12 protein-coding genes are annotated in these 14,512 nt (G+C 59.5%); 7 read left to right on the top strand and 5 right to left on the bottom strand.

Features of this window, described 5'->3' with window-relative positions; translation table 11 throughout:
• Window positions 1-15: 15 nt before the first annotated feature.
• The 6 genes from D8U69_RS01540 to D8U69_RS01515 all read left to right on the top strand — a co-directional run bounded on the left by D8U69_RS01540 (window position 16) and on the right by D8U69_RS01515 (window position 9,633).
• On the top strand, window positions 16-1,371 hold the full coding sequence (locus D8U69_RS01540) for an imelysin family protein (protein WP_056852724.1): 1,356 nt from the start codon (window positions 16-18) through the stop codon (window positions 1,369-1,371).
• A gap of 272 nt (window positions 1,372-1,643) precedes the next feature.
• The gene (locus D8U69_RS01535; protein WP_130906543.1) at window positions 1,644-3,071 is read left to right on the top strand and encodes a di-heme oxidoredictase family protein; all 1,428 of its coding nucleotides are present in this window, start codon (window positions 1,644-1,646) and stop codon (window positions 3,069-3,071) included.
• A gap of 27 nt (window positions 3,072-3,098) precedes the next feature.
• The gene (locus tag D8U69_RS01530; protein ID WP_130906542.1) at window positions 3,099-4,163 is read left to right on the top strand and encodes an imelysin family protein; all 1,065 of its coding nucleotides are present in this window, start codon (window positions 3,099-3,101) and stop codon (window positions 4,161-4,163) included.
• A 14-nt stretch (window positions 4,164-4,177) separates the two neighbouring features.
• Complete coding sequence (locus D8U69_RS01525; protein WP_130906541.1) at window positions 4,178-5,278, top strand: DUF1513 domain-containing protein; 1,101 nt, start codon at window positions 4,178-4,180, stop codon at window positions 5,276-5,278.
• Window positions 5,279-5,443: 165 nt separating this feature from the next.
• Window positions 5,444-6,592, top strand: a complete 1,149-nt coding sequence (locus D8U69_RS01520) for an efflux RND transporter periplasmic adaptor subunit (RefSeq protein ID WP_130906540.1) — start codon at window positions 5,444-5,446, stop codon at window positions 6,590-6,592.
• Between the two features lie 14 nt (window positions 6,593-6,606).
• The gene (locus D8U69_RS01515) at window positions 6,607-9,633 is read left to right on the top strand and encodes a multidrug efflux RND transporter permease subunit (protein WP_130905936.1); all 3,027 of its coding nucleotides are present in this window, start codon (window positions 6,607-6,609) and stop codon (window positions 9,631-9,633) included.
• 93 nt (window positions 9,634-9,726) lie between these two features.
• On the opposite strand, the gene D8U69_RS01510 is transcribed toward D8U69_RS01515, so the two are convergent.
• The 5 genes from D8U69_RS01510 to colR form a co-directional block, all read right to left on the bottom strand.
• Entirely contained in the window at window positions 9,727-9,951 is a 225-nt protein-coding gene (locus D8U69_RS01510; RefSeq protein WP_082557526.1) for a hypothetical protein, read from the bottom strand.
• Window positions 9,952-9,953: 2 nt separating this feature from the next.
• Window positions 9,954-10,667 (bottom strand): lipopolysaccharide kinase InaA family protein, encoded by a 714-nt coding sequence (locus D8U69_RS01505; protein WP_056852730.1) that lies wholly within the window; start codon window positions 10,665-10,667, stop codon window positions 9,954-9,956.
• 4 nt (window positions 10,668-10,671) lie between these two features.
• On the bottom strand, window positions 10,672-11,340 hold the full coding sequence (locus D8U69_RS01500) for a class I SAM-dependent methyltransferase (protein WP_130906539.1): 669 nt from the start codon (window positions 11,338-11,340) through the stop codon (window positions 10,672-10,674).
• 153 nt (window positions 11,341-11,493) lie between these two features.
• Window positions 11,494-12,777 (bottom strand): HAMP domain-containing sensor histidine kinase, encoded by a 1,284-nt coding sequence (locus tag D8U69_RS01495; RefSeq protein ID WP_130905937.1) that lies wholly within the window; start codon window positions 12,775-12,777, stop codon window positions 11,494-11,496.
• Window positions 12,767-13,450 carry a two-component system response regulator ColR gene (gene colR, locus D8U69_RS01490; protein WP_056852733.1) on the bottom strand — a complete coding sequence of 228 codons (684 nt, stop codon included), beginning with the start codon at window positions 13,448-13,450 and terminating at the stop codon, window positions 12,767-12,769. The genes D8U69_RS01495 and colR overlap by 11 nt, the downstream gene beginning before the upstream one ends.
• A 218-nt stretch (window positions 13,451-13,668) precedes the next feature.
• On the opposite strand from colR, the gene D8U69_RS01485 reads away from it, so the two are divergent.
• The gene (locus tag D8U69_RS01485) at window positions 13,669-14,412 is read left to right on the top strand and encodes a phosphatase PAP2 family protein (RefSeq protein WP_130906538.1); all 744 of its coding nucleotides are present in this window, start codon (window positions 13,669-13,671) and stop codon (window positions 14,410-14,412) included.
• The last annotated feature ends 100 nt before the right edge of the window (window positions 14,413-14,512 follow it).

The following is a 14,512-nucleotide window of genomic DNA, read 5'->3' as shown; positions in this document are numbered from 1 at the left end:
AGCAGGATGTTCGCCATGATTCGTATGCCTCTGGCTACCGCCAGTCTGTTGGCCATCGCAATTTCCCTCGCCGGTTGCGGTGAAGGCAAGGACAAAGAAAAAGCTGTCGCACCTGCGCCGGCTGCCAGCACTGCTGCTACCCCGGCTGCTCCAGCCGCTGCGCCTGCCGCTGCCGGTAAAGTCGACGAAGCCGCCGCCAAAGCCGTTGTCGCGCACTACGCCGACATCGTTTTCGCCGTTTACAGCGATGCCGAATCCACCGCGAAAACCCTGCAAACCGCCATCGACGCGTTCCTCGCCAAGCCGAACGCCGACACCCTGAAAGCCGCCAAGGCCGCCTGGATCGCAGCTCGCGTTCCTTACCTGCAGAGCGAAGTGTTCCGTTTCGGCAACACCATCATCGACGACTGGGAAGGTCAGGTGAATGCCTGGCCACTGGACGAAGGCCTGATCGACTACGTCGACAAATCCTACGAGCACGCCCTGGGTAACCCGGGCGCCACTGCCAACATCATCGCCAACACCCAGGTTCAGGTCGGCGAAGACAAGATCGACGTCAAAGACATCACCCCGGAAAAACTGGCCAGCCTGAACGAGCTGGGCGGTTCCGAGGCCAACGTCGCCACCGGCTACCACGCCATCGAATTCCTGCTCTGGGGCCAGGACCTGAACGGCACCGGCCCTGGTGCCGGCAACCGTCCGGCTTCCGACTATCTGGAAGGCAAAGGCGCAACCGGCGGTCACAACGAGCGCCGCCGCGCGTACCTGAAGGCAGTGACCCAGCTGCTGGTCAGCGACCTCGAAGAAATGGTCGGCAACTGGAAGCCGAACGTGGCCGACAACTACCGCGCCACCCTGGAAGCCGAACCGGCTGAAACCGGCCTGCGCAAAATGCTGTTCGGCATGGGCAGCCTGTCCCTCGGCGAACTGGCGGGCGAGCGCATGAAGGTGTCCCTGGAAGCCAACTCTCCGGAAGACGAACACGACTGCTTCAGCGACAACACCCACAATTCGCAGTTCTACGATGCCAAGGGCATTCGGAACGTGTACCTGGGCGAATACACCCGCGTCGATGGCACCAAAATGACCGGCGCCAGCCTGTCGTCGCTGGTGGCCAAGGCAGACCCGGCTGCCGACACCGCGTTGAAAGCCGACCTGGCCGCTACCGAAGCCAAGATGCAGGTCATCGTTGACCACGCCAACAAGGGTGAGCACTACGACCAGTTGATCGCTGCCGGCAACGCCGCAGGCAACCAGATCGTTCGCGATGCCATCGCTTCGCTGGTCAAGCAGACCGGTTCGATCGAAGCGGCTGCCGGCAAACTGGGTATCAGCGACCTGAACCCGGACAACGCTGATCACGAATTCTGATCAACGCTGGCTGAATGAAAGGCGACCTTCGGGTCGCCTTTTCCATACCTGTTTTTTGAGTGCCGATCATTCCCACGCTCTGCGTGGGAATGCAGCCCGGGACGCTCCGCGTCCCATCCAGAGCCGAACGCGGAGCGTCCGTAGAGGCATTCCCACGCAGAGCGTGGGAACGATCAGTGCGCTACATCAACCAAACGATAATTCCTCTTATTCAAACTCTTATCCCCTGTTAGACTTTGCGCCCTTGTTTTGCTCGTCTTGCAGGATGTCTGATGCCCTCGCTGCCTCTTCGCTTGTCCGCACTGTTTCTGGCCCTGGGCCTGAGTGCCTGCGATGACGCCCCGCGGTTTACCGAGGCCGAACCCGGTGAAGCCCGCTCCGGCGGTAGTGCCACCGTACGCAAGACTGATCAAAACGCATTTTCCCTGCCCTCGGCCAACCTGCCACCTTCACGGCGTGTGGATTTCAGCGTCGGCAACAGCTTCTTCCGCAACCCTTGGGTGATTGCGCCGTCGACCACGACAGCCCGTGATGGTCTGGGTCCTCTGTTCAACACCAATGCCTGCCAGGGCTGCCACATCAAGGACGGTCGCGGTCACCCGCCCGAACCTGACGCTTCGAATGCCGTATCGATGCTGGTGCGCCTGTCGATTCCCGACACCCCGGCTTATGCCAAAGTCATCGAGCAACTGGGTGTCGTGCCGGAGCCGGTCTACGGCGGGCAGTTCCAGGACATGGCCGTGCCCGGTGTCGCCCCCGAGGGCAAGGTGCGGGTCGACTACACACCGGTAAAGGTGCAATTCAAAGACGGCACCGAAGTCGAGTTGCGCAAGCCGAGCCTCAACATCACCCAGTTGAATTACGGCCCGATGCACCCCGACACACGTTTCTCGGCACGGGTCGCGCCGCCAATGATCGGCCTGGGCCTGCTTGAAGCAATCCCCGAGGAGGCAATCCTGTCCAACGCCGAGGCTCAAGCCAAAGCCGGGGACGGTATCGCCGGACGCCCGAACCGGGTCTGGGATGACGCGCAACAGAAAACCGTACTCGGGCGATTTGGCTGGAAAGCCGGGCAACCGAATCTCAATCAGCAGAATGTTCACGCGTTTTCCGGTGACATGGGTCTCACGACCAGCCTCAGACCCTTTGATGACTGCACCGACGGGCAAACCGCCTGCCAACAGGCGCCGAATGGCAACGGCGTAGATGGCGAGCCGGAAGTCAGCGACAACATCCTGCGCTTGGTGCTGTTCTACACTCGCAACCTCGCCGTTCCGGCCCGCCGTGATGTCAACGCTGCTGAAGTGCTGGCCGGCAAGAATTTGTTCTATCAGGCGGGATGCCAGTCCTGCCATACGCCGAAATACACCACCGCCGCCAACGCCGCCGAACCTGAACTGGCCAATCAAGTGATTCGCCCTTACAGCGATCTGCTGCTGCATGACATGGGCGACGGCCTGGCCGACAACCGCAGCGAATTCCAGGCCAGTGGCCGCGACTGGCGCACGCCGCCGTTGTGGGGCATTGGATTGACGCAAGCGGTCAGCGGCCATACCCAGTATTTGCATGACGGCCGCGCTCGCAATCTGCTCGAAGCCGTGCTCTGGCATGGCGGCGAAGCAACCGCGGCGCAGCAACAGGTTTTGTCTTTCAATGCCGAGCAGCGCGCCGCGTTGCTGGCGTTTTTGAATTCACTTTAATACGCATTCGATCTGCGGGAGCCCGACATGTTTCGTCCCAAATTGTTGTTCACCAGCCTGGCCGCACTAGCGTTGGGCGCCTGTTCGCCTCAGGACCCTCAAGCGGTCACGTCGGCAGCCATCGCCAAATCGGTGATCCTGCCGACCTACACCCGCTGGGTAGAAGCCGACCGCCAACTGGCTGTCAGCGCGCTGGCCTACTGCGAAGGCAAGGAAACACTGGAAACTGCCCGCGCCGACTTCCTGCACGCACAAAAAGCCTGGGCCGAGCTGCAACCGCTGTTGATCGGGCCGCTGGCTGAAGGCAATCGTGCATGGCAAGTGCAGTTCTGGCCGGACAAGAAAAACCTGGTCGGCCGCCAAGTCGAGCAACTGATCACGGCACAGCCGCAAATCGATGCAGCGGCACTGACCAAGTCCAGCGTCGTGGTGCAAGGCCTGTCGGCCTACGAATACATTCTGTTCGACAGCAAGCCAGATGTGGCCAACGCCGAGCAGAAGACCAAGTATTGCCCGCTGTTGATCGCCATTGGCGAGCGTCAGAAACAACTGGCCGAAGAGATTCTGAAAAGCTGGAACAACACTGACGGCATGCTCGCGCAAATGAGCAAGTTCCCGAACCAGCGTTACGCCGATTCCCATGAAGCGATTGCCGATCTGTTGCGCGTGCAGGTCACCGCACTCGACAGCCTGAAGAAAAAACTCGGCACGCCAATGGGGCGCCAGACCAAGGGTGTTCCGCAACCGTTCCAGGCCGATGCATGGCGCAGCCAATCTTCCCTGGCCGGCCTTGAGGCAAGCCTGGCCGCTGCCAAAACAGTCTGGGAAGGCGTCGACAACAAGGGCTTGCGCAGCCTGTTGCCAAGCGATCAGAAGCCATTGGCCGACAAGATCGACGCCGCCTATGCCGCTTCGTTGAAACTGTTCGCCAGCAACCAGCGCTCGCTGACCGAAATGCTCAACGACGACGCCGGTCGCCAGCAACTCAACGATATCTACGACAGCCTCAACGTTGTCCATCGCCTGCACGAAGGCGAACTGGCCAAGGCGCTGGGCATCCAACTGGGCTTCAACGCCAACGACGGTGACTGATGAGGGCAAGTGCCATGCTGCGACGCCAGGCTCTGACGTTAGGAAGTTTGTTGCTGGGTGCGGTGACACTGGGCGGCTGGAAGCTGTTCAAGCACAAAGACGCCAGCCCGCTGCTCCTCTCGGCGCGGGACGATACCGACGGCAAGCACTACGCCGTCGGGTATCGGCTGGACGGCACCCGGGTGTTTGCCACCCAGGTCGGCCAGCGTTGCCACGACATCATCAACCACCCGACGTTGTCGATTGCGCTGTTCGTCGCCCGTCGCCCGGGCACCGAGAGCTACCTGATCGACCTGCGCGACGGGACTTTGCTGCAAACGCTGACATCACAACCGAATCGGCACTTCTACGGTCACGCGGTGATTCACCACAGCGGTGACTGGCTGTATGCCACCGAAAACGACACCACTGATCCGGGTCGCGGCTTGCTGGGTGTGTATAAGTTCGAAGGCGAGCGACTGGTGCACCGCGGCGAGATCTCCACCCATGGCATCGGCCCGCATCAAGTGTCGTGGATGCCCGATGGCGAAACCCTGGTGGTGGCCAACGGCGGGATTCGCACCGAAGCGGAAAGCCGGGTCGAGATGAATCTCGACGCCATGGAACCAAGCCTGGTGCTGATGCAACGCGACGGCACGCTGTTGAGCAAGGAAACCCTCGGCCAGCAGATGAACAGCGTGCGCCACCTGGGCATCGCCAGCGACGGCACCATCGTTGCCGGTCAGCAGTTCATGGGCGCGGCTCATGAATCGTCGGAGCTGCTGGCAATCAAGCGCCCCGGCCAACCGTTCGTGGCGTTCCCGGTGCCGGAGCACCAGTTACAGGCCATGGGGCATTACACCGCCAGTGTCGCGGTGCACAGTGACCTGCGATTGGTGGCCTTGACTGCGCCACGGGGCAACCGCTTTTTCATCTGGGACCTGGACAGCGGCGAAGTGCGCCTGGATGCACCGCTTGCCGATTGCGCTGGCGTTGGCGCGGTCGCCGACGGGTTTGTCGTGACCTCTGGCCAGGGCCGCTGCCGTTACTACGATTGCCGCCAGACAGAGCTGGTTGCAAAACCGTTGGAGCTGCCGGCAGGGCTCTGGGACAACCATCTGCATCTGATGGCGTAATTACGTCAAAAGATCGTCCGATGGCTGGGGCCGCTCCCGGACGATCTTTTCACGACATCACCTCTCCAATACCTCACAACCTGTAAAAACTGGCAGTTGGATTACCCTTCCCAGTCGCGGTAATGTGCCCACTGTCTCACCTGATTTTCTCCAAGGAACTGGAATATGCTGCGTCGCCGCATGCTGATCATGTTGGGTGTTGTTCTGCTGATCGTGCTGGTCCTGGCCGGATATAAAGCCTTCTCCATCTACACGATGATTCAAGGTTTCTCCGCGCCAAAACCACCGATCAGCGTTGCCGTGGCCAAGGCAACCGAACGGCCATGGCAGGCACGCCTGCCCACCATCGGCACGCTCAAGGCACTGCAAGGCGTGGACCTGAGCCTGGAGACCGATGGCACTGTTGTGGACCTGCAGTTCGAATCAGGACAGAAGGTCAAGGCCGGCCAACTGCTCCTGCGGCTCGACAGCGCCGTGGAAAGCGCTCTGCTTGAAACCGCCCAGGCCGACCTTGGGCTGGCTCAGGTCGATTACGGTCGCGGTAGCCAACTGGTAGGCAGCCAGGCCATTTCCAAAGGTGAATTCGACCGCCTCTCGGCGGTACTGAAAAAGAGCAAGGCCACGGTCAACCAACTCAGGGCTGCACTCGGCAAAAAAAGCATCCTCGCCCCCTTCAGCGGCACCATCGGCATTCGTCAGGTGGACGTCGGCGACTACGTGGCCACAGGCACCATGATCGCCACCCTGCAGGACCTCAGCAGTCTGTATGTCGATTTCTTCGTTCCCGAACAGTCGGTACCGAAGATCGCCGTCGGTCAACCGGTGCAGCTCATTGTCGCGGCGTTCCCCACAGAAGAATTCCCCGGCACCATCAGTGCAATCAACCCCAAAGTCGAGAACAGCACGCGCAACGTGCAGGTCCGGGCCACCCTGGCCAACCCCGATGGCAAGCTGCTGCCGGGGATGTTCGCCAGCCTGCAGGTCATATTGCCCGACCCGCAGCCACGCATCGTCGTACCGGAAAGCGCGATCACCTACACGCTCTATGGCAATTCGGTCTATGTCGTAACCCAGAAAAAAGCCGAAGACGGCAGCGTGGAAAAGGACGACAAGGGCCAGCCGATCCTGATCGCAGAACGGCGCTTTGTCGAAACCGGCGAACGGCGCGATGCAATGGTGATCATCACCAAAGGCGTGCAGAACGGTGAACCGATTGTCACGGCTGGCCAGATCAAACTCGACAATGGCGCGCGCATCGCCATCAGCGATGACAAGACCCTGGCCGAAAAGAACAGTCAGCCTCGCGCTGACTGATCAAGGAACCCCCAATGGCTTTTACTGATCCGTTCATCCGCCGCCCGGTGCTCGCCACCGTGGTCAGCCTGCTGATCGTGCTGCTGGGCTTCCAGGCCTGGAGCAAGTTGCCGCTACGCCAATACCCGCAAATGGAAAACGCCCTGATCACGGTGACCACGGCGTACCCCGGGGCCAACGCCGAAACCATCCAGGGCTATATCACCCAGCCGATGCAGCAAAGCCTGGCCAGCGCCGAGGGTATCGACTACATGACCTCGGTCAGTCGCCAGAACTTTTCGGTGATCTCGATCTACGCGCGCATCGGTGCCAACAGCGACCGACTGTTCACCGAACTGCTGGCCAAGGCCAACGAGGTGAAGAACCAATTGCCCCAGGACGCTGAAGACCCGGTCCTGAGCAAGGAAGCCGCCGATGCCTCGGCGCTGATGTACATCAGCTTTTTCAGCAAGGAGTTGAGCAACCCGCAGATCACCGACTACCTGTCACGGGTGATCCAGCCGAAACTCGCGACCCTGCCCGGCATGGCCGAAGCCGAGATTCTCGGCAACCAGGTGTTCGCCATGCGCCTGTGGCTTGACCCGGTGAAACTCGCCGGTTTCGGTCTGACGGCCAGCGACGTGACCAACGCCGTGCGCCAGTACAACTTCCTGTCCGCCGCTGGCGAGGTGAAGGGCGAGTACGTGGTCACCAGCATCAACGCCAGCACTGAGCTCAAGTCCGCCGAAGCCTTTTCTGCGATTGCGCTCAAGGTCGATGGCGACAGTCGCGTACTGCTGCGCGATGTCGCCCGGGTCGAGATGGGCGCCGAAAACTACGACACCATCAGTTCCTTTGGCGGTACGCCCTCGGTGTATATCGGCATCAAGGCCACGCCCGGTGCCAACCCGCTGGATGTGATCAAGGAAGTGCGCAAGATCATGCCGGATCTTGAAGCCCAGTTGCCGCCAAACCTCAAGGGTGAAATTGCCTACGATGCCACGCTGTTCATTCAGGCCTCTATCGATGAAGTGGTGAAAACCCTGTTCGAAGCGGTCCTGATCGTGATCGTCGTGGTGTTCCTGTTTCTCGGTGCACTGCGCTCGGTGGTGATCCCGGTGGTCACCATTCCGTTGTCGATGATCGGCGTGATGTTCTTCATGCAGATGATGGGTTACTCGATCAACCTGCTGACGCTGTTGGCGATGGTGCTGGCCATCGGCCTGGTGGTGGACGATGCCATCGTCGTGGTGGAGAACATCCACCGCCATATCGAAGAAGGCAAGACACCGCGGGACGCTGCTATAGAGGGTGCCCGGGAAATCGCCATGCCGGTGGTTTCAATGACCATCACTCTCGCGGCGGTGTATGCGCCGATCGGCTTCCTGACGGGGCTGACCGGCGCATTGTTCAAGGAGTTTGCCCTGACCCTGGCCGGCGCCGTAGTGATCTCCGGCATCGTCGCCCTGACCCTGTCACCGATGATGTGCGCCTTTCTATTGCGTCACGATGAAAACCCCAGCGGCCTGGCCCATCGCCTCGACCTGATTTTCGAAAGCCTCAAGCGCCGCTATCAGAGCATGCTCCACGGAACGCTCAATACCCGGCCCGTGGTGCTGGTGTTCGCGGTCATTGTTTTGTGCCTGATTCCGGTGTTGCTCAAGTTCACCAAATCGGAACTGGCACCGGACGAGGACCAAGGCATCATTTTCATGATCGCCAACGCCCCGCAACCGACCAACCTCGATTACCTGAACACCTACACCGACGAATTCATTTCGATCTTCAAGGCGTTCCCCGAGTATTACTCTTCCTTCCAGATCAATGGATTCAACGGAGTGCAATCGGGTATCGGCGGGTTTCTGCTCAAACCGTGGAACGAGCGCAGCCGGACGCAGATGCAGATACTGCCCGAGGTTCAGGCCAAGCTCGAAAGCATTCCCGGCTTGCAGATTTTCGGTTTCAACCTGCCCTCGCTGCCAGGCACTGGCGAAGGGCTGCCTTTCCAGTTCGTCATCAACACCGCCAACGACTACGAGCTGCTGTTGCAGGTGGTCGACCGGGTGAAAAAGCGCGCCATGGAGTCCGGCAAGTTCGCATTCGTCGATGTCGACCTGGCCTTCGACAAGCCGGAAGTCGTGGTGGACATCGATCGTGCCAAGGCTGCCCAGATGGGTGTGTCGATGCAGGATCTGGGTGGAACACTGGCGACTTTGCTTGGTGAAGCGGAGATCAACCGTTTCACCATCGAGGGGCGCAGCTACAAAGTCATCGCTCAGGTCGAGCGACCGTTTCGGGACAATCCCGACTGGCTGAACAACTATTACGTGAAAAACACCCAGGGCGAGCTGCTGGCCCTGTCGACCCTGATCACCGTGACCGACCGTGCGCGACCGCGGCAGTTGAACCAGTTCCAGCAACTCAACTCGGCGATCCTGTCCGGTGTGCCGCTGGTCAGCATGGGCGAGGCTATCGACGTTGTGCGGCAAATCGCCCGCGAAGAGGCGCCGGTGGGCTTTGCCATCGACTATGCCGGTGCCTCGCGGCAATACGTACAGGAAGGCAGCGCGTTATGGGTGACCTTTGCCCTGGCACTGGCAATCATTTTCCTGGTGCTGGCTGCACAGTTCGAAAGCTTCCGTGACCCACTGGTGATTCTGGTGACAGTGCCACTGTCGATCTGCGGTGCCTTGATCCCGTTGTTCCTTGGCTGGTCGAGCATGAACATCTACACCCAGGTCGGATTGGTGACGCTGATCGGGTTGATCAGCAAGCACGGGATCCTGATCGTCGAATTCGCCAACCAATTGCGCAAGGACAAGGGCCTGTCGCCACGCGAGGCCGTGGAGGAAGCAGCGGCCATTCGCCTGCGCCCGGTATTGATGACCACTGCCGCCATGGTATTTGGCATGGTGCCCTTGATCATCGCCACCGGCGCGGGGGCGGTGAGCCGTTTCGACATCGGAACGGTGATCGCCACAGGCATGTCGATCGGGACGCTGTTTACCTTGTTCGTGTTGCCATGCGTATATACGTTGCTGGCCAAAGACGATAAACCCTGACACCGCTCCCCCATTGGATAAGCGTCATGGACGAGACACCGGAAAATAAAAGGCCTCGCATTTGCGAGGCCTTTTATTTGGGCTTCAAACTTTTCAACTTTGCGGCCTCAATCCTTGAGAAAGTCCGAACATGAACAGCAACAAATCATGGTCGGGCTGTGTAGCCACGGAGGTCTTGGCGACTCGTGGCAAGGGGCAATGATCGCCATTCGCTGAGCTGAGAACTTGAGTGCGTGGCTGCTCCCAGGCAGCCACCGCGAGCGAAGCGACTGCCAAGGCTCCTATCAAAAACAAACCTCGCGCAACTTCGAGTTTCATTGCTATAAACCCTTGATAGCGCTGCCAAACGCCGTCTCATAAAAGTAGACCAGTTTCTTCCAGTCAGTTGAGCTGAACGACGAGTGGCGGCGCAGTTGCTTCATGTCGTGGGCAGCCGCCTGATGTGAAGTCAGACGCTGGCGGCACTTCTCCAGATCAATCAAAGCCACCTCGACCCTGGACGCCTCGCCTTCGCCGGTCACCCGCACGAATACGTGTTTGATATAGAGGCAGCTATGCTGCCAACGCCCTTTGTGCATGCGGGCCAGGTTTTCTGCCAAGGCCTGCAACACGCGATCATGTACGGCTTCACCGTGACGCTCGCGGCCGCCGTCGGCGTACCAATGTTCAATTTCCTGGAAACCATCCAGTGACTTTGTTACCAGTAAGGCGCGCCATTTGTGCACGGGGTCGCGTTGTGCGCCGCAGAACACAATTTGCGGAACAAGGACCCCGAGCGAGCCAACGCCGATGAGTGCATCGCGCTCACGCAGCACTGTCGGCCGGCCAAACGGGTGCAGCAAGCTGCGATAGATATGCCCGGTCTGGCGTTTGAAGTAGAGCAGTTGATCATCACTGCCCTTGACGCGCTGCACACCACTTTCTCCACCGCGGCGAACATTGGGCTCTTCTACCCATTCACCGCGCTGATTCCAGAAATAGTCGAAACGGTCCTGGGAGCCATCATCCGATCCTGCTGCTACCTGCACTGCCATCCTGTTACCTCTTGCGTAATACGTAAACTCGCCACATGGCATAGAGCGGTAAAAAGTCCAGACGTTCCTGAATTCGGAAACCCGCTTGTTCAAATTCCTGTTCGACCGAAGCAGCAGGTAACACAAATCGGTTTTGGTAACCTTGCTGATTGCGGGTCCGTTCCAGGCGCTTGCGTTTCCAGGCCTTGAAATTGCCATCTACCCACAGTGAAAGAATGACGCTATCACGGGTGACGCGCTCGAATTCGCGCAAAATTGCCAGTCGATGCTCGGCCTCACCGATGTGATGGAGCAATCGCATGCAGAAAATGCTGTCGACGGCGTTATCAGGCAAGGCAATGTCGAATGCAGAAGTGTGCAAGGGTTGTACCCGTTTCACCACATCGGCCGGTTGCGCTTGAGTAGCTATCTTCAGCATCGACTCCGAATTGTCGGCGCCGATGATCACGCGGTTGGGTTTCTCCGCCAGCAATGGCCAGAAACGTCCAGCGCCGCAGGGCAGGTCGAGGACCAGACCAGGCTCACCGACCGCAGTCAGCGCCTTGCGAGCCAATTGCTCATCCCGCCAATGGGATAATTTACGACTCAGTCCATCCTGATGTTTTTGCAAATACTGTTGTGCGTGCTGGTCGTCGTATTTTTCGGAAAAATCCAGTTTGATCGGGCCGGCCATATCGAGCTCTCCTGTACTTCTGATGGCACCCACATTAGGTAGCACCGTGTCAGCGTCAGGTCATGCCTTTGTGAAAAAAATGTCATGTAAAACCCCTAATCGTTTCGAGGTTTTACAAAACACGGGCCGCTCTCCATTGCTTGTCGCCGACGGTCAGCTTGCTGGAGTGGGGTGCAACTGCACCTGAAAACGACAGCCATTGGGCTCCATGTTGGTCAGGCTGACGCTCCAGCCCTGGTTTTCACAGATCCGCTGCACCAGTGACAGCCCCAAGCCCAGGCCCTCACCGCGCTTTTCACTGCCGCGCACGAACGGTTCGAACATCGCTTCACGCTTCTCTTCGGGAATGCCCACGCCACTGTCCTCGACGACAAAACCGCTGGTCGTCAGGGTCAATCGGATAAACCCTTGTTCAGTGTAGTGCAGCGCGTTACGCAGCAAGTTACCCATCACCGCATTCAGCAGCGTGGCGTTGTATCGAATGCTCTGTGGCTGACCCGGTTCAAAAATCAGCGTCAAGCCTTTGGCCTCAATGGGCGCGCGCCACTGCCCGATCAAGCCGTCGGCGACGCCAGTGAGCGTCTGCTGCGGGGACATGCTCGTGTCTTCGCGCTGGGCCCGGGCCAGCATCAGGAAGGTTTGTACCAGTTCACGCATTTCTTCACAGGCGCGGGAGATGCGCTCGACCTGCGCGCGACCGCGCTGATCGATGCCAGGGTTCTCGAGCAACAACTCGCAGGAACTGGCCAGAACCATCAATGGCGTACGCAACTCGTGGCTGACATCGCTGGTGAACAGTCGCTCCCGCGTCAGTGCCTGACGCAGACGCCCCAGGGTCGCATCGAATGCCACAGCCAGCTCCCCCACTTCATCGGCCGCGTAGTCCGGTGCCAGCGGCGGCGCCAGACCGAGCAACTGATCGCGGTGCCGGACCTGTCGGGCCAGCCGGACAACAGGTGCCATCACCTTGCGCGCCAGAACCCAGCCAAGGAAAACCGCCAGCGCCAGGCTGAGCACAAAGCCAACGAGAACAACGGCGAACAGCACCCGTTCACGCTCTTCGAAATCGCTTTGGTCCTGCAGCAGCACATAACGCCGCCCGTCGACGATTTCGACCATCGCGTGGTACGACAGGTGTTCGCGAAACACCTCGTGAAAACCGGAGTCCAGATGTCGCAAATCCTTGGGCAAATCGAAATCGCCCGGCCCCCCGCTGAAATAGAACAACTGATCCGGCTCGGGCCGATGGCTCCAGTCCGAGACACTGTCCATGAGCAGAAGGCGCTGCAAATCGCCACCCAATCCGGCAGAAATCAACTTCTCTTCCACCAGATGCACGGTGGCGACAATGCCCATTGCGAAGGCACCCGCGACCAACGCACTCATCAGTGCGAAGGCAATGATGATGCGCTGGGCAAGGCTCTGCTTAAACTCCATCGCGGCCCTCGGCCAGGCGATAACCGACACCGTGCACGGTATGCAGCAACGGTTTGGCGAACGGTTTGTCGATCACCTGACGCAACTGATGGACATGGCTGCGCAGGCTGTCACTGTCCGGGCAGTCATCGCCCCATAACGCTTCTTCAAGAATTTCCCGGCGCAGCACATGCGGACTTTTCTGCATCAATACTGCGAGCAACTTGAGGCCCACCGGGTTGAGCTTGAGCAACCGCCCTTCGCGGGTAACTTCCAGCGTGTCCAGATCGTAGCTCAAGTCGCCGACTTGCAAGGTACGACGGCCACCGCCCTGGGTACGCCGCATGACCGCTTCGATCCGTGCCGCCAGTTCCGAAAGTGCGAAAGGTTTGATCAGGTAATCGTCGGCGCCAGACTTGAAGCCTTGCAGCCGGTCGTCGAGTTGGTCGCGTGCGGTCAACATGATGACTGGGGTGTCGCGCCGGGCATCTTCGCGCAGGCGCTTGCACAAGGTGTAGCCGTCGATGCCAGGCAGCATGATGTCGAGCACGATCAAGTCGTAATGCTCGGTGGCGGCCAGGTGCAGGCCCGACAGACCGTCCTGTGCACAATCGACGGTATAGCCTTTGAGCCCCAGGTAATCGGCCAGATTGGCGAGGATATCGCGATTGTCTTCAACCAATAAAATTCGCATGGGCACCTTCTCCGTACACAGTTACGGCCGTCTTGGCCCGCGCAGCTTAAGGCCAAGTGTGGCTCACGGCTAGGACTGCGTGCAGTCTCGACCTCACAAAACGGCCGATTCGGGGCTCAACGTTTTTTTCACTATCGATTCACGGGCTGACGACAGAAACGGGCTCAAACTCCGCGCGGCTGCGCACTCAAGAACATTTCACTGACCCGGGAATTTTCATGGTTTCGATTTCTGCACGCCCCGCTTCTCGCCCGCTCAATCTCTGGGTATACCTGGGCATTCCCGCTGTTGCGGCGATGACTCTGGTGCTCCTCGAACTGACAAACCTGGACATGGCCCTGGCCAAGCTGTTTTACGACCCGGTTGCCGGGGCGTTCATCGGGCGCCACAGTTACTTCCTCGAGACCGTACTGCATGACCGCGCCAAGCAAGTGGTCATTGCGTTTTCGGTACTGGCCATACTCGGTTTCATTGGTTCGTTTTTCATGGACAGACTCAAACCGTACAAACGGGAACTGGGTTGTCTGGTGTTGTCTCTGGGCTTGGCGACCTCGTTTGTCACGCCGATGAAAGCAGTGACGGCGGTGCAATGCCCGTGGAGCCTGGAACAGTTCGGCGGCCATGAAACCTACAGTGAACTACTCAGCCCTCGGCCGCAGACCGACAAGCCAGGGCGCTGCTGGCCGGGTGGCCATGCGGCCACCGGGTTCACGCTGTTCGCGCTGTTTTTCGTGTTGCGTGATCGTCGCCCGCGACTGGCCCGGGCGGCGTTCGTCTTTGCCTTCGCCCTGGGTTCGGTGTTTTCCATCGGGCGGATGATGCAGGGGGCGCACTTCTTTTCGCACAACGTGTGGACAGCAGTGTTTTGCTGGCTGATTTGCCTGGGGTCGTATTACTGGATTCTGTATCGACCGGCGTTGAAGGCTGAGGGGCCGGTCAACGCGGAGCTAGTCAGCACCTGAATTGACGCCTTCGCGGGCAAGCCTCGCTCCTACAGGTCCAATGAATAACCGTAGGAGCGAGGCTTGCCCGCGAAGAGGTTGTCAACCGCAACACATTTTT

The organism is Pseudomonas sp. Sample_16 (genome assembly GCF_004307665.1).
Classification (GTDB): Bacteria; Pseudomonadota; Gammaproteobacteria; order Pseudomonadales; family Pseudomonadaceae; genus Aquipseudomonas.
The sequence above is the reverse complement of the archived record's forward strand: the minus strand, read 5'-3'. Positions and strand labels throughout refer to the sequence as shown.

Coding starts and splice junctions, on each gene's coding strand:
- D8U69_RS01540 (WP_056852724.1), top strand. CDS start 16: ATGATTCGTATGCCTCTGGCTACCGCCAGTCTGTTGGCCATCGCAATT.
- D8U69_RS01535 (WP_130906543.1), top strand. CDS start 1,644: ATGCCCTCGCTGCCTCTTCGCTTGTCCGCACTGTTTCTGGCCCTGGGC.
- D8U69_RS01530 (WP_130906542.1), top strand. CDS start 3,099: ATGTTTCGTCCCAAATTGTTGTTCACCAGCCTGGCCGCACTAGCGTTG.
- D8U69_RS01525 (WP_130906541.1), top strand. CDS start 4,178: ATGCTGCGACGCCAGGCTCTGACGTTAGGAAGTTTGTTGCTGGGTGCG.
- D8U69_RS01520 (WP_130906540.1), top strand. CDS start 5,444: ATGCTGCGTCGCCGCATGCTGATCATGTTGGGTGTTGTTCTGCTGATC.
- D8U69_RS01515 (WP_130905936.1), top strand. CDS start 6,607: ATGGCTTTTACTGATCCGTTCATCCGCCGCCCGGTGCTCGCCACCGTG.
- D8U69_RS01510 (WP_082557526.1), bottom strand. CDS start 9,951: ATGAAACTCGAAGTTGCGCGAGGTTTGTTTTTGATAGGAGCCTTGGCA.
- D8U69_RS01505 (WP_056852730.1), bottom strand. CDS start 10,667: ATGGCAGTGCAGGTAGCAGCAGGATCGGATGATGGCTCCCAGGACCGT.
- D8U69_RS01500 (WP_130906539.1), bottom strand. CDS start 11,340: ATGGCCGGCCCGATCAAACTGGATTTTTCCGAAAAATACGACGACCAG.
- D8U69_RS01495 (WP_130905937.1), bottom strand. CDS start 12,777: ATGGAGTTTAAGCAGAGCCTTGCCCAGCGCATCATCATTGCCTTCGCA.
- colR (WP_056852733.1), bottom strand. CDS start 13,450: ATGCGAATTTTATTGGTTGAAGACAATCGCGATATCCTCGCCAATCTG.
- D8U69_RS01485 (WP_130906538.1), top strand. CDS start 13,669: ATGGTTTCGATTTCTGCACGCCCCGCTTCTCGCCCGCTCAATCTCTGG.